Raw genomic sequence first — 16740 nt, 5'->3', positions numbered from 1 at the left:
CGCCAGCGGCGCGGGGGAATTCATGCACGCCAAGGTCATCCGGTACTTCGTCGAAGTGGTTCGCGCGGGCTCGATCCGCAAGGCGGCCGAGCAGCTGCACGTGGTGCCCACGGCCGTCAACCGCCAGATCCTCAACCTCGAGGAAGAACTGGGCGCGCCGCTGTTCGAGCGCATCCACAACACGCTCAAGCTCACGCCCGTGGGCGAGATCGTGCTGGCGCATGCGCGCGGCACGCTGCGCGAGTTCGACCTCATGCGCCAGCGCATCGAGGACGTGCGCGGCCTGCGCCAGGGCGAGGTCACGCTGGCCACCACGGCCGGCCTGGCCGACGCCTTCCTGCCGGCCGTGGTGCAGCGCTTTCGCGCCGCGCACCCGGGCATCCAGCTGAAGCTGCTGGGCCTGCCCATCGCGGCCGTGCTGCGCAGCGTGGCCGAAGGCGATGCCGACCTGGCGCTGGCCTACGACGTGCCCGGCACGGCCGGCTTTCGCACGCTGTTCAGCAGCGAGTGGCCGATCGGCGCGGTGGTGCCGCCGGGCCATCCGCTCACGGCGCATGCGACCGCGCTGCTGGCGGAGTGCGTGGGCTATCCGCTGATCCTGCCCGCGCCCTCGCTGTCGATCCGCCCGATCCTCGATGCCGCCTTCGAGCGCTCGGCCATCCGCGTGTCGCCGGTGGTCGAGACCACCTCCACCGCGCTGATGCGCCGGCTGGTGCGCGACGGCGGCGGCATCACACTGCTGAACCGCCTGGACGTGGACGAGGAGCGCAACGACGGCACCCTGGTCTTCGTGCCGCTGCGCGACACCACGCTACGCGCGCAGACGCTCACGCTCGAGACCCGCGCCGCGCAGGCGCCGAGCGCGGCGGCCGAGCTGTTCGCGAACCATGTCGTGGCCTGCCTGGACGACCTGCTGGCGCCCTGACATGCACCCTGAATGACCGTCCACTTTTTGTGCACAGGGCGCGTCATTTATTGACTTTGCATGTGCAAAGACATCGCTCCTAGACTGCCGCGCCGGTTCATCGGCAGGAAAGGTTCCCATGTTCTCGAACGATAAAAAGACCCCCGCAGGAGACGGCGAAGGGGTCGACCAGAAGCTTCCGCTTGCCCGCTGCGGCGCATTGAGCCTGCAGCACGTGCTCGTGATGTATGCCGGCACGGTGGCCGTGCCGCTCATCGTGGGTGGCGCGCTCGGCCTCTCGAAGGCCGACATCGCCTTCCTCATCAACGCCGACCTGTTCGCCGCCGGCATCGCCACGCTGGTGCAGGCCATCGGCTTCTGGCGCTTCGGCATCCGCATGCCGGTGATGATGGGCGTGACCTTCGCGGCCGTCGGGCCGATGATCGCCATCGGCATGGACCCCTCGCTCGGGCTGCCCGCGATCTACGGCGCGACCATCGTGGCGGGCGTGTTCGGCATGCTCGTCGCGCCGCTCATGGGCCGCGTGCTGGGCGTGTTTCCGCCGCTCGTCACGGGCACGGTCATCACGCTGATCGGCGTGTCGCTCATGGGCGTGGCCATCAACTGGGCCGCGGGCGGCCAGCCCACCGCGACCCGCATGGTCGACGGCGTGGCGCACGCGGTGGCCAACCCGGCCTACGGCGAGCCGGTGAACCTGGCGATTGCCGCGGCGGTGCTGGCGGTGATCATCGCGATCACGCGCTTCGGCAAAGGCCTCATCGCCAACATCGCGGTGCTGCTGGGCATCGTGTTCGGCGTGGGCCTGTCGCTGGCGCTCGGGCGCATGCACTTCGACGGGCTCGAGGAAGCCAGCTGGATGGCCGTGACCACGCCCTTTCACTTCGGCCTGCCGCGCTTCGAGCTCACGGCCATCGCCTCGATGTGCATCGTGATGCTCATCACGCTGGTCGAATCGACCGGCATGTTCCTCGCGCTGGGCGAGATCACCGGCCGCAAGGTGACGACCGACGCGCTCACGCGCGGGCTGCGCGCCGACGGGCTGGGCACGGTCATCGGCGGCGTGTTCAACACCTTTCCCTACACCTCGTTCTCGCAGAACGTGGGGCTGGTCACGGTGACGGGCGTGCGCTCGCGCTACGTGGCGGCGGGCGGTGGCCTGATGCTGATCGCGCTGGCGCTCTTTCCGAAGATCGCGCACATCGTGGCCTCGGTGCCGCAGTTCGTGCTCGGCGGCGCGGGCATCGTGATGTTCGGCATGGTGGCCGCCACGGGCGTGCGCATCCTGGGCGCGATCGACTATGCGCACAACCGCCACGCGCTGTACGTGATCGCCATCTCCATCGGGCTGGGCCTGGTGCCCACGCTGTCGCCCAACTTCTTCCAGCACTTCCCCGCCTGGACCCATCCGCTGACGCACAGCGGCATCGTGCTGGGCACGCTGGCCGCGGTGCTGCTCAATCTTTTCTACAACGGCGTGCTGTCGAAGGAACGCTCCTTCGCGATGGCGGCGCGCACTTCGCACGGTACCGAATGACCTTCCAGAACCCTTCGTCCTCTTCACCGCAGCGCCCGCCGCTGCTGATCGTGCGCCACGCCGACGTGCTCGTCACCATGGACGCCGCCCGGCGCGAGATCGCCGACGGCGCCGTGGTGATGGACGGCCCCGCCGTCGCCTGGGTGGGCGCCACGGCCGAGCTGCCGGCGCCGTACCTCGACGCGCTGCGCAGCGGCCAGGCCGAGGCCATCGACATGCACGGCCATGTCGTGATGCCCGGACTGGTCAACACGCACCACCACATGTACCAGAGCCTCACGCGTGCCGTGCCCGAGGCGCAGGACGCGGAGCTCTTCGGCTGGCTCACGAACCTGTACCTGCTGTGGGCGCGGCTCACGCCCGAGATGATCCGCGTGTCGACGCAGACCGCCATGGCCGAGCTCATGCGCTCGGGCTGCACCACCACCAGCGACCACCTCTACCTGTTCCCGAACGGGTCGCGGCTCGACGACTCGATCGAGGCCGCCGACGCCATGGGCATGCGCTTTCACGCGGCACGCGGCAGCATGAGCGTGGGCCGCAGCGCCGGCGGCCTGCCGCCCGACGAGGTGGTGGAGACCGAAGCGGCGATCCTGCGCGACAGCGAACGCCTCATCGACCGCTGGCACAACCCCGCGCGCCATTCGATGCGCCGCATCGTGCTGGCGCCCTGCTCGCCGTTCTCGGTGTCGCGCGACCTGATGCGGTTGTCGGCCGAGCTGGCGCGCGCACGCGGCGTGTCGCTGCACACGCACCTGGCCGAGAACGACAACGACGTCGCCTACTCGCGCGAGAAGTTCGGCATGACGCCGGCCGAATACGCCGAAGACCTGGGCTGGGTGGGCCCCGACGTGTGGCACGCGCACTGCGTGAAGCTCGACGACGCCGGCATCGCGCTCTTCGGGCGCACCGGCACCGGCGTGGCGCACTGCCCGTGCTCGAACATGCGGCTGGCCTCGGGCATCGCGCCCATCGGGGCGATGCGGCGCGCCGGCGTGCCCGTGGGCCTGGGCGTGGACGGCAGCGCGTCGAACGACGGCGCGCACATGCTGGGCGAGGCGCGCCAGGCCATGCTGCTGCAGCGCGTGGGCTACGGCCCCGCCGCCATGACGGCGCGCGAGGCGCTGGAGATCGCCACGCGCGGTGGCGCCCGCGTACTCGGGCGCGACGACATCGGCGCGCTGGCACCGGGCATGTCGGCCGACCTCGTGGCCTTCGACATGCGCGGCGTGGACCACGCGGGCGCGTGGCACGACCCGGTCGCGGCACTGGTGTTCTGCACGCCGGTGGCGGCCGCGCTGAGCGTGATCGACGGCGTGGTCCGCATCCGCGACGGGCGCTTCACGGGCTTCGAGCTGGCGCCGCTGCTGGCCACGCACCGCGACCTGGCGCGCACGCTGTACGACAGCGCGCGGCATCCGCACACCGCCTGAAAAAGCGGTGCGCCGTGCGCGTCAGCGCCGCATCGTGTCCAGCTGCGTGACCGGCGCGGCGTTGTTGCCCCACGAGCCGCGGATGTAGGTGAGCACCTCGGCCACCTCGGTGGCGTCGAGCGCGTGTCCGAACGGCGGCATGCCGTAGGGGCGCGGGTTGCCGGCCGTCGCGGGCAGGAAGCCGCCGTGCGCGACCACCTGGATGAGGTTGGTGGGCCGCGCCATCGTCACCGCGCGGTTGCCGGCGAGCGGTGGGTAGGCGCCGGCCGCGCCCTGGCCCTGGTCGCCGTGGCAGTAGGCGCAGCGCTGATCGTAGATCTTCGCGCCGCGCACCATGGCGCCGGCGTCGCGCCGCACCGGCGTGGCGGGGGCCTTCTGGGCTGCGGGCGCATCCTGCTTCACGGCCTCGGGCAGGTCCTTCAGATAGATCGCCATCGCGCCCAGATCGGCGTCGCTCAGGTACTGCGTGCTGCGGAACACGACGTCGGCCATCGGGCCCATCACCGAGCCCCGCGGGGCGGTGCCGGTCTTGAGCAGCGCCACGACATCGGCCGCAGGCCAGTCGGCCACACCCGCTTCGTGCGGATCGGCCAGCGAGGGCGCGTACCAGTTCTCCACCGCGATCAGGCCGCCCGAGAGCCCCAGCTTGGTTTCGGTCGCGCCCAGCGAGTTGCGGCTGCCGTGGCAGGCGATGCAGTGGCCCAGCCCGCCCACGAGGTAGGCGCCGCGGTTCCATTCGGCCGGCTTGTTCGCGTTCGCCACGAAGGGCTGCGGCTTGAACGAGAGCGCGCGCCACACCGCGAGCGCGGCCTGCGTGTCGTACGGGAAGCGCAGGCGGTGCGCCTTGTTTTCCGTGGTGGCGGGCGCCACGCTGCGCAGGTAGGCGTACAGGGCGTCGGAGTCTTCGCGCGTGACCTGCGTGAAGTTCGGGTACGGGAAGGCCGGGTACAGCAGGCGCCCGTCCTTGCTGCGGCCGTTGTGCATGGCGCGCCAGAAATGCGCGCTGCTCCAGCCTCCGATGCCGTGCGTCGCATCGGGCGTGAGGTTGGTCGCGTAGATGGTGCCGAACGGCGTTTCGAGCGGCACGCCGCCCGCGTAGGGCTGGCCGCCGCGCGTGGTGTGGCAGCCGGCGCAGTTGCCCGCCAGCGCGAGGTAGCGCCCGCGCTCGACCAGCTGCGGCGTGACTTCGAAGGCTTCGGCGCGTTCGGGCAGCGGGTCTTCGCCGCGCAGGTTCAGCGCCAGCACGACGCCGGCCAACACGGCCGCCAGGGTGACCAGGCCCAACAGGGCCCAGCCGAAATGTCTCAGTCGCGCGGTCATCGGGTTCTCAGGGTTTCGCCGCGGTGGGCATGCCGCCGCAGGTCACGGGCAGCGGCGCGGGCAGCGAGGCTGCCGGGCGGGTGTCGGCCGGCATCGGTTGCACGGCCAGCCAGCTGGCCACGGCGTTGATGTCGGCGGTGGTCATGCGCTGGCCGATCTGCGCCATGCAGTCGGGCGCGGGCGCGTGGCGCTCCTTGGTGAGCCAGGCGCCGAGCTGCGACGACACATACAGCCGCGGCAGGCCCAGCAGGCCCGGAATGGCCGGCTGCACGCCCGTGAGCGCGGCGCCGTGACACTGCACGCAGGCCGGGATCTGGCGCGCGGCATCGCCTTCGAGCGCCAGCTGGCGGCCACGGCGCAGCTGCTCGGGCGAGGCGTCGCTCTGCGGCGAGACCGCCGCGTACGGCAGCGACAGGTTGGCGAAGTAGTCGGCCATCTCGCGCAGGTAGTCGTCCGACAGGTGCTGGACCATGTAGGTCATGTCGCTGTTGAAGCGGCGCCCGTCGCGAAAACTCACGAGCTGGTTGAACAGGTAGCCCGCCGGCTTGCCCGCCAGGCGCGGGAAGAAACCGGCGTTGGTGGTGGCGCCCTCGCGCCCGTGGCAGGCGATGCAGGCGGCCACGCGCTGCTCGATGGTGTCGGGCACGGTGGTGGTGGCGGCCTGCGCCGCAATCGGGGCAAGCGGCAACAGCAGCGCCAGGGCCAGCGCGGCCCAGTGGAGCACGGCCTTCATCACGTGCCTGCCGCGAAATGCGCCAGGGCCAGCAGGCCCGCGATCAGCAGCAGGGCCATGCACAGCCCCACGCCGATCAGCGGCAGGATGCCCAGCTGGGCGGTCCGCTTGTCGGCGTCGGCCCGGCGGCCGCCCAGCCCGATGAAGCTCCAGAGTACGGCGCGCACCGCGCGCATCAGATTGAACATGGGTCCACTGTCGCGCAAACGGGGCAAAAAAAACAGATGCAGATCCAGCTCGATTCACCATATCAGATTAGAGTCCCCGCGAATGACAACGGCCCACCGATGAAGCGTTATGAAGCCCTGGCCTCGGACATCGAGGCCTCGATCCGCAACGGCACCCTCAAGACCGGCGACCGCCTGCCCTCCGTGCGTCACACGGGCAGCAGCCGCGGCGTGAGCGCCTCCACCGTGTTCCAAGCCTACTACCTGCTGGAGGCGCGCGGGCTGGTGCGCGCGCGCGACCGCTCGGGCTACTACGTGGCCGGCGGCGGCCTGCGCGACGCGCCGCCCGAGACCACCCTCACCTCGCGCCCCGCCGAAGGCCCGCGCGCGCTCGAGGTGAGCGACCAGGTGTTCGACATCCTCGAAGCCAGCATGTCGCGCCAGGTCGTGCCCTTCGGCTCGGCCTTTCCGAGCCCGCTGCTGTTTCCGCTGGCCCGGCTGGGCCAGTTCATGGCGGCCAGCGCCAAGTCGCTCGACCCGTGGCGCACCGTGGACGACCTCACGCCCGGCAGCGCGGCCCTGCGCCGGCAGATCGCGCTGCGCTACCTGGCCGACGGCCTGCCGGTGCCGGCCGAGGAGATCGTGGTCACCAACGGCGCGCTCGAGGCGCTCAACCTCTGCCTCTCGGCCGTGACGCGGCCAGGCGACGCGGTGATCGTCGAGTCGCCCACCTTCTATGCCGCGCTGCAGGCGCTCGAACGCATGGGCCTGCGCGCCATCGAGGTGCCGACGCACCCGGGCGAAGGCATCGACCTCGACGCGCTGGCGCAGGCCATCGCCGCACACAAGCCGACCGCCTGCTGGCTCATGACCACTTTCCAGAACCCGCTGGGCAGCCTGATGCCCGATGCGAAGAAGAAGGCGCTGGTCGAACTGCTCGCGCGCCACGAACTGCCGCTCATCGAAGACGACGTGTACGCCGAGCTCTACTTCGGCGAGCGCCGCCCGCCGCCGGCCAAGGCCTTCGACACGCAGGGGCTGGTGCTGCACTGCTCGTCGTTCTCGAAAAGCCTCGCGCCCGGCTACCGCATCGGCTGGGCCTCGGCCGGGCGCTTCGCACGCAAGGTGGCGCGGCAAAAGCTCACGACCACGCTCAGCACCTCCGTGCCCGCGCAGCTGGCGCTGGCCGACTACCTCGAGAAGGGCGGCTTCGACAAGCACCTGCGCAAGCTGCGCCAGACGCTGGCGATGCAGCAGGCCACCTTCGCGCAGGCCGTGGGGCATTACTTTCCGGCGGGCACGCGCGCCACGCGGCCACTGGGCGGGTACTTCCTGTGGGTCGAATTGCCATCGCAGGTGGATGCGCTGGAGATCCATCGCCTGGCGCTGGAGCGCGGCATCAGCGTGGCGCCCGGGCCGATCTTCTCGGCCACGCGTGGGTTCTCGAACTGCCTGAGGCTGAACTACGGCCACGCGTGGGACGCGCACAGCGAGCAGGCCTTGCAGACGCTCGGGCGGCTGGTGGCCGAAGCGAGCTGAAACGACAACGCCCGCCGAAGGGGCGGGCGTTGTTCAGCGCTGTCGCGTCGCTTACTCCTGCGGTTCCAGCGCCACCGGCGCCGGCGCCCCGTTCTTCTTGCGCGCCTGCAGCACGAACGCCACCAGCTGCCACACCACGAAGACCGCGATCAGCCCCAGCAGCGTGCCGCTGATGGGCCGCGACACGAAGGTGCCGAAGCCGCCGCGGCTGAGCAGCATCGCGCGGCGGAAGTTCTCCTCGAGCATCGGCCCGAGGATGAAGCCCAGCATGAGCGGCGCGGCGTCGAGCTCCAGCCGCATGAACATGTAGCCCATGAAGCCGAACGCGGCGGTGATGAACACGTCCTGCAGGTTGTTGTTCACGCTGTAGGTGCCGATACAGCAGAAGAACAGGATCGACGGGAACAGCACGCTGTACGGGATCTTGAACACCGACAGCCAGTAGCGCACCAGCGGCACGTTCAGCACCAGCAGGAACACGTTGCCGATCCACATGCTGGCCACCAGGCCCCAGAACAGCTCGGGGTGGCTGGCGATCATGTTCGGGCCCGGCTGGATGCCCTTGATGATGAAGGCCGCCAGCATCAGCGCCATGACCGCGTTCTCGGGAACGCCGATGCTCATGAGTGGAATGAAGCTCGTGCGCGCCGCCGCCTCGTCGGCCGCCGCCTGGCCGGCCACGCCCTCGATGCAGCCGGTGCCGATCTCGTGCTTGTACTTGCTGACCTTCTTGTCCAGCGCGTACGCCGCGAACTGCGCAATGGTCGGGCCGCCGCCGGGCAGGATGCCCAGGATGGAGCCGACCACGCTGCCGCGCAGCGCGCTGGGAATGATCCGCTTGAACTCCGCCCAGGTCGGGATGAGGTTGATCTTGCCGTTGAAGGGCGAGCGCTCCTCGCGCGAGTCGAGGTTCTTGGTGATCTCGGCGATGCCGAAGCAGCCCAGCGCGATGCTCACGATGCCCACGCCGTCGGTCAGGAACGGCATGTCCATCGTGAAGCGCGCCATGCCGCTGTTCACGTCGGTGCCGATGGTGCCCAGCAGCACGCCGATCATGCACATCGCCAGCCCGTTCAGCAGGCTGCCCGTGGTCACGAAGCTCACGCACACGAAGCCCACCAGCATCATCGCGACGTAGTCCGCCGGGCCGAACAGGAAGGCCACCTCGCCCAGCGTCGGCGCCAGGAACGACAGCACCAGGATCGCCACCGTGCCGCCGATGAAGCTGGAGAAGCCCGCCGTGAACAGCGCCAGGCCCGTCTTGCCCTTGAGCGTCATCGCGTAGCCGTCGATGCAGGCCACGATGCTGCTGGCGTGCGGGATCTTCATCGTGATCGCGCTCACGCTGTCGCCGTACTGCGCACCGTAGTAGATGCCGGCCAGCATGATCAGCGCGCCGGTGGTGGGAATCGAATACGTCAGCGGCAGCAGCAGGCTGATGGTGGCCAGCGGCCCCAGGCCCGGCAGCAGGCCGACCAGCGTGCCCACCGTGCAGCCGATGGCGCAGTACATCAGGTTGTGCAGTGTCAGGGCGTGCGAGAAACCGAACGCCAGGTTGTTCAAAACTTCCGTCATGGTCGTGGCCTCAGAACAGCGGCAGGTTCAGGCCGAGCAGCTTCTGCAGCGCCAGCGCCATGGCGATCAGGCCCGCCGAGATCTTCACGTTGCGCAGCCACGAATTGGAGCTGCCCGCGAAGGCCGAACAGAACACCATGAAGACGATGCCCGCGATCATGTTCACGTACATCGAGATCAGCGCGAACCCGCACAGGCTCGAAAGGATGAGTCCGATGTTCTTGAAGTTCAGGTCCAGCGTCACCGGCGCCACCACGAACGACCGGACCACGGTGGCCACGCCGATCAGCAGCAGCAGGCTGCTCACCATCACGGGGAACAGGCCCGGCCCCGCCCGGCTGAAGTCGCCGATGGGGTAGCGCAGCGCGGTCAGGCCGAAGGCCAGCGCGATCGCCATGAGGAACAGACCTCTGACAAGGTTTCTATTTTTCATTCATACGCTCACGGAGTGTTGTGATTCGAATGCGCCCGCGACTGGAAGAACCGGTGCGGGCGTGTCTCCGTCCGGAGGGAAGTTCCGGACGGATCGATGCTCTTTTTGCAAGCTGATCGGAATCTGACGCAGCCGCGAGGGGAACTACGTACCGGGCGCGAAGGCGGTGAACGCGCCCGGGTCACAATGCGCGGGGCCTCCTTTCGAAGGATTGCGGAACACCGATGAAGACACCACGCCACGCTCCCCGACACGCGCTCCTGGCGGGCGCCACCACCGCCGCGCTGCTCGTCGCCTGCGCGGCACCGCCGCCGCCAGCGCCCGGCGAATGGTCGCCGCAGCCCCCCAACCCGAACGCGCCCTACCCGGCCGAATCGCGGATGAACGGGGAGCAAGGCATGGTGCTGCTGCGCGTGCGCACCACGCCGGCCGGCCTGCCCGCGAGCGTCGAGGTGAAGGAATCGAGCGGCCATGCACGGCTGGACCGCTCGGCCGTCGAGACCGTCCGCACATGGCGCTTCAAGCCGACGCCGGACGATGGCACGGTGGTGTGGCGGGAAGTGCCGATCCGGTTCTTCATCACGTCGCCGCCGCAGCAGCCGACGTTCAACTAGGAGGGACGAAGCACGATGTCATGCCCCACTTGCAATCATCTCAACGCAGCGACAGACGTTCGCTGCATCCGATGCGGCACTACGTTGATCCACGAGGCCCTGGGGCACTCGGAGGTCTATCGAAAAACCACGGACTCCATGGACGCTCGCGTGTATGGAGGCGTCGGCGCCTTTTTCGGGTTTTGTGTCGTCGCAACGCTTCTGAAGTTTGTCCTGGCGCCCCCATGGCTTGACGATCGCGAGCTCTACGCTTTTGCTACCGGTGGTGCCGTCGTTGGCGGACTGCTGGCCCGTCTGTTCCTTCGCTCGAAGCAACGCATGTTGTGACCTTCGCCCGGGGCCGGACGGGCAACTTCAAGCAGCCACCGCCACCCCACCCCGTCGCATCCGGCGCACCCTGAACAGCAGGAACGCCGCGATGCTCACGTTCACCAGGTTCCATCCGACGCCGTTCAGGAAGGCCGCGTGGTAGCTGCCCGTCAGGTCGAACACCTTGCCCGACATCCAGCCGCCCAGCGCCATGCCGAACAGCGTGAACATCAGCACCGTGCCCACGCGCGCGCCGGCTTCCTTGGGCGGAAAGTGCTCGCGCACGATGATCGCGTACGAGGGCACGATGCCGCCCTGGAACAGGCCGAACAGCGCCGAGATCACGTACAGCGGCACCAGCCCGTCGAAGGGCAGGAACAGCAGCAGCGCCACGCACTGCAGCACGCCGCCCAGCATCAGCGTTCGCAGCCCGCCGATGCGGTCGCAGATGGCGCCCGACACCAGCCGGCTCACGATGCCGAAGCCCAGCATCAGCGACAGCATCATCGCGCCCTGCGCCGGGCCGTAGCCCAGGTCGCCGCAGTAGGCCACGATGTGCACCTGCGGCATCGCCATCGCCACGCAGCAGGCCACGCCTGCCACGCACAGCAGGCCCTGCGCCGTGCCCATGCTCAGGCCGAAGGGCCGTGTCATGTCGCGCACCAGGGTGCTGCCCGCCACCTGCGACACCGGCGCCACCTCGGCCAGTGCCGGTGGCCGTGCGCGGAAGAACAGCGCCAGCAGCGCCATCGTCACGCCACAGAAGATGCCCATGCCGATGTAGGTCTGGCGCCAGCCCACCTGCTCGACGAAGTGCTGCGCGATGGGCGGCCACACGGCGCCCGCGAGGTAGTTGCCGCTGGCGCACACCGCCACCGCGATGCCGCGCCGCTTGACGAACCACAGCGAGGTGTCGGCCACCAGCGGCGCAAAGGCCACCGAGCTGCCAAGCAGGCCGACCAGCAGCGCCTGCGCGATGGTGAAAGACACGATGCCTTGCGACAGGCCCGTGGCGATGTAGCCGGCGGCCAGGAAGACCGAGCCCATCAGCAACGGCTTCATCACGCCGATGCGGTCGGCCAGCTTGCCCATGAGCACGCCGCCGAAACCGAAGCCCAGCATCAACAGGGTATAGGGCATGGAGGCATCGGCGCGCGCCACGCCGAACTCGGCCTGCACGGCGGGCAGCATGACCGACACCACGTACATGCCGCTGCTGCCGACCGTCATGACCAGCAGCGTGAGCGCCAGGCGCACCATGGCATAGCGCGAGTCGGGCTGGTGGACGATGGGTGTCTCTTGCGTCTTCATTCTTGTCTCCACGCATGCATCGGGCGGCGCATGTCGTGTGGCATTCTCGCGGAAGGCCGCGCCGCCTGCTGCGCGCGCCCTCGAGCACCCGAAGCATGCCCATCACCTACAGACAAGCCATTCCCGAAGACACGCCCGCGTGCCTCGACCTGCGCGGCCGCACGCGAGAGAACGCCTTCTCGGTCGACGAACTCGAGGCGCTCGGCATCACCCTGGAGAGCTGGCAAGCCGGCATCGCCGACGGCTCCCTGCCCGGCTACGTTGCGCTCGTCGATGGCGAGTTGGCGGGCTATTGCTTCGGCGAGCGCGACACCGGCGAGATCGCGGTGCTGGCCCTGCTGCCTGCGTACGAAGGCTTGGGCATCGGCAAGGCGCTGCTCGCACGGATGGTCGAAGAGTTCAAGGGGCTGGGCTTCCAGCGGCTCTTCCTGGGCTGTTCGCCCGACCCGCAGGTGCGCTCGCACGGGTTCTACCGGCACCTGGGCTGGAAGCCCACGGGCGAATTCGATGCAGCGGGCGATGAAGTGCTGGCGTACATCCCGTCCTGAGACGTTCGCCGCGGCCGGTGCGCTGGACGCTCCGGCAGCCTCAACCCACGAACGGCGCAGGTGCCGTCACCACCACGACGCTCGACGACAAGAAGGCCTTCGGCATCGGAATGCCGGGCTTGCGCTTGCCGTCGCAGGCCGCGGTCAGCAGGCCGAGACAGAGCAGAAGAACAAAGGCTGTGCTTCGCATGCGGCGCATGCTAAGCCCGCGAAGTGACGCGTCAAGTCGGACGGCAGCGCCAGCCACCGTCGGTAAAGCGAGCTTTCTGCTTCAGCGCAAAAGGACTTCCGGCCGCTCGCCGGCCTGCAGGCGGCGCTCGATGTCTTCCAGCACGTTCGGCAGGTCGGCCACGCTGTCGATCACGTAGTGCGCGCCGGCGGCCTGCAGTTCGGCGGTGGCACGGGCGCGGCGGGCCTGCTGGCTGTCGGCGTCGAGCGCCTGCCATTCGGCCAGCGTCAGGCCGTTGACGTTGCCGCTGACCGACACGCCGACGGCCCAGGTGCCGGCGTTGAGGCCTTCCTGCAGGCCCACGCCGGTGTCGTCGACCTTGACGACGGCGTGCGGCGGCCACACGCCGAGGTCGGCGAAGCAGCGGTACATCATGAGCGGCGACGGGCGGCCCGCCGCGAGGTCGCCCGCGCACACGAGGTTGTCGGGCTCGTAGCCGCCGGCTGCGGCGAGCGGCGTGACGACGTCCATGATCGGCCGGTTGTAGCCGGTGGTCGAACCGATCTTCAGGCCGCGCTCACGCGCCGCGTGGACGGCCTCGAGGGCGCCCGGAATGAAGTCGGTGTGGTCGCGCACGCTGGCCGCGTTCATCGGCGTGAACACCTCGTACAGGCGGTCGACGTCGGCGTCGCTGAAGGCATGGCCGTGCCTGGCTTCCCACTGCGCGGCGATGCGCGGCTGCGTGCCCAGCGCCTTGATGTGGTCCCACTTGGCCATGCCCATCGGAGCGCGTGCTTCGTCGATGGTGATGTCGATGCCGAACTGTGCGAACAGCTTCACGAAGGCGCCCATCGGCGCGCAGGAACCGAAGTCGAGGATGGTGCCGGCCCAATCGAAGACGACGGCTTGCAGCTTGGAATGATGGTGGGCGTTCATGGCAACGAAAGAAGACAGAGGATGAAGAAGGGAGCGGCGCTCACCACGCGTCGAACACGTCGGCGGCAATGCCGAAGCCCGTGCTCGCGCCGCTGCCGCTGGTGACCAGCACCACGCGCGTGGCGTCGTCGGGCGCGTCGATCACGCAGGGCGTGGTCTTCGACGACGGGTACACGCCGGTCCAGCGTTCGGTGACCTGCGCGGTCTCGAGGTTGAGCGTGCTGCGCAGGTGGCGCAGGATGAGCTGGTCGACCGCCTCGATGGCGAAGGGTTCGGGTGCGTCGCCGTAGTGATGCGAGTCGCCGACCACCAGCGAGCCGTCGGCGCTCTGCACCACGATGAGGTGGATGCCGTGGTCGAGGGAGGCGCGCTCTTCCTGCATCAGCCGTTCGCGCAGCGCGGCTGCTTCGGGCAAGCTGCTGTAGCCCTCGTAGCGCACCAGGCTCAGGTCGGTCATGACCGCGCCCGGCAGGCGAAAGCCGGCCTCGGGCTGCACGCGCAGCATCTGCAGGCGGCACAGCGTGAGGTCGTGCGCGGCGATGCGGCCGGCGAAGAGGCCATGCAGCTCGGTGTTGGTGCAGACCACCACGCGTTCGCCGCGCAGCGTGCCGCGCGAGGTGCGCACGCGCGGGGTTTCGACCTCGTGCACGGTCTCGCCGAAGCGGAACACCACGCCGTGCGCTTCGGCCAGCCAGCGCGCGAGCAGGCCGACGGCGGTGCGCGATTCGACGCGCAACTCGTGCGGGCTGAACAGCACCGAGCGCGCCTGCGCGAGGTTGAGGCCGGGCGCCCTCGCCTGCGCATCGGCGGCGTCGATGAGCGCGCAGGCCTCGGCCATCGGCGTGCGCAGGAAGGCTTCGAGCACGGCATGCGCTTCGGGCCGGTAGGCCGCAAGCCAGAGGTGGCGGTGCACGATGTCGATGCCGGCCTGCGGCGCGATGGCCTGCCACACGTCGCGCGAATGCATCGCGCGGCGCCACATGTCGCCCGGCGCCTGGCCGGTGACGGTGATGAAGCCGAAGTTGCGGATCGATGCGCCCAGGCACGCGGCATCGCGCTCGACCACGCACACGCGCAGGCCGCGCTGCGCGGCGGTGTAGGCATGGGCCAGGCCGACGATGCCGGCACCGACCACGATCACATCGAAACTCTCGAACGACATGCTGGGGTTCATCAACGTTGTCTCCAGGCTTGCGTGCGCTTCAGCGCCCAGTGCCCGGCCAGCGCGAACAGGCCGCGGCCGATGGCGGCCGTGAGCATGATGAGCGAGGCCATGGCGGCGGCAGGTGCCACATCGCCGGCGTCGTCCATGTTGAGCACGGCGATGGCGGCCAGCGTGGTCTGCGGCGAGTAGAGGAACACGACGGCCGACACGGTGGTCATCGCGTTGACGAAGAAGTAGCCGGCCACGTTGAGCACGGTGGGCAGCGCCACCGGCAGGTGCACGCGCCACAGCGTGCGCCAGAACGGCACGCCCATCGACTCGGACACCAGCTCGTACTCGCGGTCGAGCTGGCGCAGTGCGGTGAGCGAGGTGAGGTGCGCCACCGAGAAGAAGTGCGCCACGGTGCAGATCACGAGGATCGCCATGCCGCCGTAGAGGCCGTGCAGTGGGTTCGCGGCCGAGTTGAAGAAGAAGATGTAGCCCACGCCGAGCACGAGCCCCGGCACGGCGAGCGGCAGGTTGGCCAGCAGGTTCAGCAGCTCGCGCAGCAGGCCGAAGTGGCGCGGCTTCTCCACGAAGTAGGCCGACACGAAGGTGGCGAGCGCGCCCGCCACGGCCGCGCACAGCGCCAGGCGCAGCGAGTTGCCGTAGCTGCCCCAGCCGCCGCCGTCCATGTTGCTGAAGTCGTAGTTCTTCAGCGAGGGCGTGAGCTTGTAGGGCCAGTAGCTGGCGAGCGAGGCGAACACAGCCATGCCGATCATCACGACGATGGCGATGGCGGTGAGCGTACAGAACACGAGCAGTGCGCGGTCGCGCGATGTCACGGGCTCGGGCTGGTAGGGCGTGGCGCGCGCCGACAGCGCCGCGGCCTGCTTGCGCCGCACGCGCCGCTCGACGAGGAACGACAGCACGGCCGGAATCAGCAGCACGAGGCCGACCACCGCGCCCATCTGGAAGTTCTGCTGGCCGACCACCTGCTTGTAGATGTCGGTCGCGAGCACGCTGGTCTGCCCGCCCACGACCTTGGGCACGCCGAAGTCGGTGATGACGAGCACGAACACGACCATCGCGGCCACGATGAGGCCGTAGCGCGACGACGGCAACGTGACGGTGCGGAAGATGCGCCAGCGCGAGGCGCCCAGGGTCTGCGCGGCTTCGTACAGACGCCCGTCCGAGGTGGCCATGGCGGTGGTCAGGATCAGCAGCGCATGCGGCAGCGTCCAGAACACCGAGCCGAGCACGATGCCCAGCGGTCCGTAGATCGACAGGTCGCCCAGCAGCCCCTTGAACAGGCCCTGGTTGCCGAACAGGTAGATCAGGCTGATGGCCGGCAGCAGCGAAGGCGCGAGCAGCGGCATGAGCGCCACGGCACGCAGCAGGCCCTTGGCGGGCATGCACGAGAGCGTGAGGCCGTAGGCGTACACGTAGGCGATGGCGGTGCACAGCACGGCGCTGATCACGGCGAGCAGCACGCTGTTGAAGGCCGACTGCACGAGCGCGGGGCTCTCGAGGTAGCGCGCGAAGTTGGTCAGGCCGACGAAGCTGCCTGCGCGGTCGTAGAAGCTCTGGCCGACCAGCGCGCCGACGGGGAGTGCGACGATCACGACGAGCAACAGCACGACCAGCAGCACGGCGGCGCCGGTGAACCAGCGTTCGCGGTCGAAGTGATTCGAACGCGGGATCGCGATCGGGGCGAGGGCTTCTGTGGAACTGCTCATGTTGTTCTTGTTTTGGTTTCGTTGTTCAGGGCGCGTGCACAGGCCACCGGGTACTTCCCTCCGCGAATGTCCCCCGGGCTTCGCCCTCCTCCTTGATTTCGCTGCGGGAAGCACCCGGTGTCCTGCGCACACCGAGCGCGGTCGTTGTGCTGTTCGATCAACAGCCGCACTGCCCAACGCTCACGCCGATGGGGTGCCTTGCGCAGCGAAATCAAGGAGGAGCCCGAAGGGCGGGGGACATTCGCGGAGCAAGGTACCCCGTCGGCGGGAGCGCGCCCCGAAGGACTGCGCACCACGCGACAAGGACCCCG

Annotated in this window: 16 protein-coding genes; 6 read left to right on the top strand and 10 right to left on the bottom strand. The window is 69.3% G+C overall.

The genetic code is table 11. The features are described from left to right. Positions 1-22: 22 nt before the first annotated feature. The 3 genes from AC1RAA_RS23765 to AC1RAA_RS23755 all read left to right on the top strand — a co-directional run bounded on the left by AC1RAA_RS23765 (position 23) and on the right by AC1RAA_RS23755 (position 3892). Entirely contained in the window at positions 23-925 is a 903-nt protein-coding gene (locus AC1RAA_RS23765; protein WP_492732146.1) for a LysR substrate-binding domain-containing protein, read from the top strand. A 118-nt stretch (positions 926-1043) separates the two neighbouring features. After that, positions 1044-2459, top strand: a complete 1416-nt coding sequence (locus tag AC1RAA_RS23760; RefSeq protein WP_492732148.1) for a nucleobase:cation symporter-2 family protein — start codon at positions 1044-1046, stop codon at positions 2457-2459. Then, the gene (locus AC1RAA_RS23755; protein ID WP_492732150.1) at positions 2456-3892 is read left to right on the top strand and encodes an 8-oxoguanine deaminase; all 1437 of its coding nucleotides are present in this window, start codon (positions 2456-2458) and stop codon (positions 3890-3892) included. Before AC1RAA_RS23760 ends, AC1RAA_RS23755 begins: the two co-directional genes overlap by 4 nt. A 21-nt stretch (positions 3893-3913) precedes the next feature. On the opposite strand, the gene AC1RAA_RS23750 is transcribed toward AC1RAA_RS23755, so the two are convergent. Genes AC1RAA_RS23750 through AC1RAA_RS23740 form a run of 3 tightly spaced genes read right to left on the bottom strand, consistent with a single transcriptional unit; the run spans position 3914 to position 6133 of the window. Beyond that, positions 3914-5212, bottom strand: coding sequence for a c-type cytochrome (locus AC1RAA_RS23750; protein WP_492732151.1), 1299 nt, complete (start codon positions 5210-5212; stop codon positions 3914-3916). 7 nt (positions 5213-5219) lie between these two features. Then, positions 5220-5945 (bottom strand): c-type cytochrome, encoded by a 726-nt coding sequence (locus AC1RAA_RS23745; RefSeq protein WP_492732153.1) that lies wholly within the window; start codon positions 5943-5945, stop codon positions 5220-5222. Beyond that, positions 5945-6133 (bottom strand): DUF2970 domain-containing protein, encoded by a 189-nt coding sequence (locus AC1RAA_RS23740; RefSeq protein ID WP_056573062.1) that lies wholly within the window; start codon positions 6131-6133, stop codon positions 5945-5947. Before AC1RAA_RS23740 ends, AC1RAA_RS23745 begins: the two co-directional genes overlap by 1 nt. 99 nt (positions 6134-6232) lie before the next feature. On the opposite strand from AC1RAA_RS23740, the gene AC1RAA_RS23735 reads away from it, so the two are divergent. Continuing rightward, on the top strand, positions 6233-7651 hold the full coding sequence (locus AC1RAA_RS23735) for an aminotransferase-like domain-containing protein (protein WP_492732155.1): 1419 nt from the start codon (positions 6233-6235) through the stop codon (positions 7649-7651). A 51-nt stretch (positions 7652-7702) separates the two neighbouring features. Here AC1RAA_RS23735 and AC1RAA_RS23730 read toward each other — a convergent pair whose 3' ends face one another. Further along, positions 7703-9226, bottom strand: coding sequence for a tripartite tricarboxylate transporter permease (locus AC1RAA_RS23730; protein ID WP_492732157.1), 1524 nt, complete (start codon positions 9224-9226; stop codon positions 7703-7705). Between the two features lie 10 nt (positions 9227-9236). Beyond that, entirely contained in the window at positions 9237-9659 is a 423-nt protein-coding gene (locus AC1RAA_RS23725) for a tripartite tricarboxylate transporter TctB family protein (RefSeq protein ID WP_354345540.1), read from the bottom strand. A gap of 224 nt (positions 9660-9883) precedes the next feature. Here AC1RAA_RS23725 and AC1RAA_RS23720 point away from each other — a divergent pair, with 224 nt between their 5' ends. Beyond that, a complete protein-coding gene (locus tag AC1RAA_RS23720) occupies positions 9884-10273 on the top strand; it encodes an energy transducer TonB (RefSeq protein ID WP_492732159.1) in 390 nt (129 codons plus the stop codon). Positions 10274-10627: 354 nt separating this feature from the next. Here the strand turns inward: AC1RAA_RS23720 and AC1RAA_RS23715 are convergent, their stop codons facing one another. After that, entirely contained in the window at positions 10628-11893 is a 1266-nt protein-coding gene (locus AC1RAA_RS23715) for an MFS transporter (RefSeq protein WP_492732162.1), read from the bottom strand. Between the two features lie 95 nt (positions 11894-11988). Here AC1RAA_RS23715 and AC1RAA_RS23710 point away from each other — a divergent pair, with 95 nt between their 5' ends. Next, a complete protein-coding gene (locus tag AC1RAA_RS23710) occupies positions 11989-12441 on the top strand; it encodes a GNAT family N-acetyltransferase (RefSeq protein ID WP_492732164.1) in 453 nt (150 codons plus the stop codon). Positions 12442-12481: 40 nt separating this feature from the next. On the opposite strand, the gene AC1RAA_RS23705 is transcribed toward AC1RAA_RS23710, so the two are convergent. From AC1RAA_RS23705 to AC1RAA_RS23690, 4 genes are all read right to left on the bottom strand, one after another. After that, a complete protein-coding gene (locus AC1RAA_RS23705; protein ID WP_492732166.1) occupies positions 12482-12631 on the bottom strand; it encodes a hypothetical protein in 150 nt (49 codons plus the stop codon). A gap of 81 nt (positions 12632-12712) precedes the next feature. Further along, on the bottom strand, positions 12713-13546 hold the full coding sequence (gene phnX / locus AC1RAA_RS23700; protein ID WP_492732168.1) for a phosphonoacetaldehyde hydrolase: 834 nt from the start codon (positions 13544-13546) through the stop codon (positions 12713-12715). A gap of 40 nt (positions 13547-13586) precedes the next feature. After that, positions 13587-14720, bottom strand: coding sequence for a TIGR03364 family FAD-dependent oxidoreductase (locus tag AC1RAA_RS23695; protein WP_492732170.1), 1134 nt, complete (start codon positions 14718-14720; stop codon positions 13587-13589). Then, the gene (locus tag AC1RAA_RS23690; protein WP_492732172.1) at positions 14720-16429 is read right to left on the bottom strand and encodes a putative 2-aminoethylphosphonate ABC transporter permease subunit; all 1710 of its coding nucleotides are present in this window, start codon (positions 16427-16429) and stop codon (positions 14720-14722) included. The genes AC1RAA_RS23695 and AC1RAA_RS23690 overlap by 1 nt, the downstream gene beginning before the upstream one ends. Between the last annotated feature and the right edge of the window lie 311 nt (positions 16430-16740).

The organism is Variovorax sp. GW823-FHT04F07, from assembly GCF_058795995.1.
This window is presented reverse-complemented; position numbering and strand designations above follow the sequence as displayed.

What these genes read in the sequence shown, in the direction of transcription:
- AC1RAA_RS23705 (WP_492732166.1), bottom strand. Translation starts at nt 12,631, where the DNA reads ATGCGAAGCACAGCCTTTGTTCTTCTGCTCTGTCTCGGCCTGCTGACC.
- AC1RAA_RS23710 (WP_492732164.1), top strand. Translation starts at nt 11,989, where the DNA reads ATGCCCATCACCTACAGACAAGCCATTCCCGAAGACACGCCCGCGTGC.
- AC1RAA_RS23695 (WP_492732170.1), bottom strand. Translation starts at nt 14,720, where the DNA reads ATGAACCCCAGCATGTCGTTCGAGAGTTTCGATGTGATCGTGGTCGGT.
- AC1RAA_RS23715 (WP_492732162.1), bottom strand. Translation starts at nt 11,893, where the DNA reads ATGAAGACGCAAGAGACACCCATCGTCCACCAGCCCGACTCGCGCTAT.
- AC1RAA_RS23750 (WP_492732151.1), bottom strand. Translation starts at nt 5,212, where the DNA reads ATGACCGCGCGACTGAGACATTTCGGCTGGGCCCTGTTGGGCCTGGTC.
- AC1RAA_RS23725 (WP_354345540.1), bottom strand. Translation starts at nt 9,659, where the DNA reads ATGAAAAATAGAAACCTTGTCAGAGGTCTGTTCCTCATGGCGATCGCG.
- phnX (WP_492732168.1), bottom strand. Translation starts at nt 13,546, where the DNA reads ATGAACGCCCACCATCATTCCAAGCTGCAAGCCGTCGTCTTCGATTGG.
- AC1RAA_RS23690 (WP_492732172.1), bottom strand. Translation starts at nt 16,429, where the DNA reads ATGAGCAGTTCCACAGAAGCCCTCGCCCCGATCGCGATCCCGCGTTCG.
- AC1RAA_RS23760 (WP_492732148.1), top strand. Translation starts at nt 1,044, where the DNA reads ATGTTCTCGAACGATAAAAAGACCCCCGCAGGAGACGGCGAAGGGGTC.
- AC1RAA_RS23765 (WP_492732146.1), top strand. Translation starts at nt 23, where the DNA reads ATGCACGCCAAGGTCATCCGGTACTTCGTCGAAGTGGTTCGCGCGGGC.
- AC1RAA_RS23735 (WP_492732155.1), top strand. Translation starts at nt 6,233, where the DNA reads ATGAAGCGTTATGAAGCCCTGGCCTCGGACATCGAGGCCTCGATCCGC.
- AC1RAA_RS23755 (WP_492732150.1), top strand. Translation starts at nt 2,456, where the DNA reads ATGACCTTCCAGAACCCTTCGTCCTCTTCACCGCAGCGCCCGCCGCTG.
- AC1RAA_RS23720 (WP_492732159.1), top strand. Translation starts at nt 9,884, where the DNA reads ATGAAGACACCACGCCACGCTCCCCGACACGCGCTCCTGGCGGGCGCC.
- AC1RAA_RS23740 (WP_056573062.1), bottom strand. Translation starts at nt 6,133, where the DNA reads ATGTTCAATCTGATGCGCGCGGTGCGCGCCGTACTCTGGAGCTTCATC.
- AC1RAA_RS23730 (WP_492732157.1), bottom strand. Translation starts at nt 9,226, where the DNA reads ATGACGGAAGTTTTGAACAACCTGGCGTTCGGTTTCTCGCACGCCCTG.
- AC1RAA_RS23745 (WP_492732153.1), bottom strand. Translation starts at nt 5,945, where the DNA reads ATGAAGGCCGTGCTCCACTGGGCCGCGCTGGCCCTGGCGCTGCTGTTG.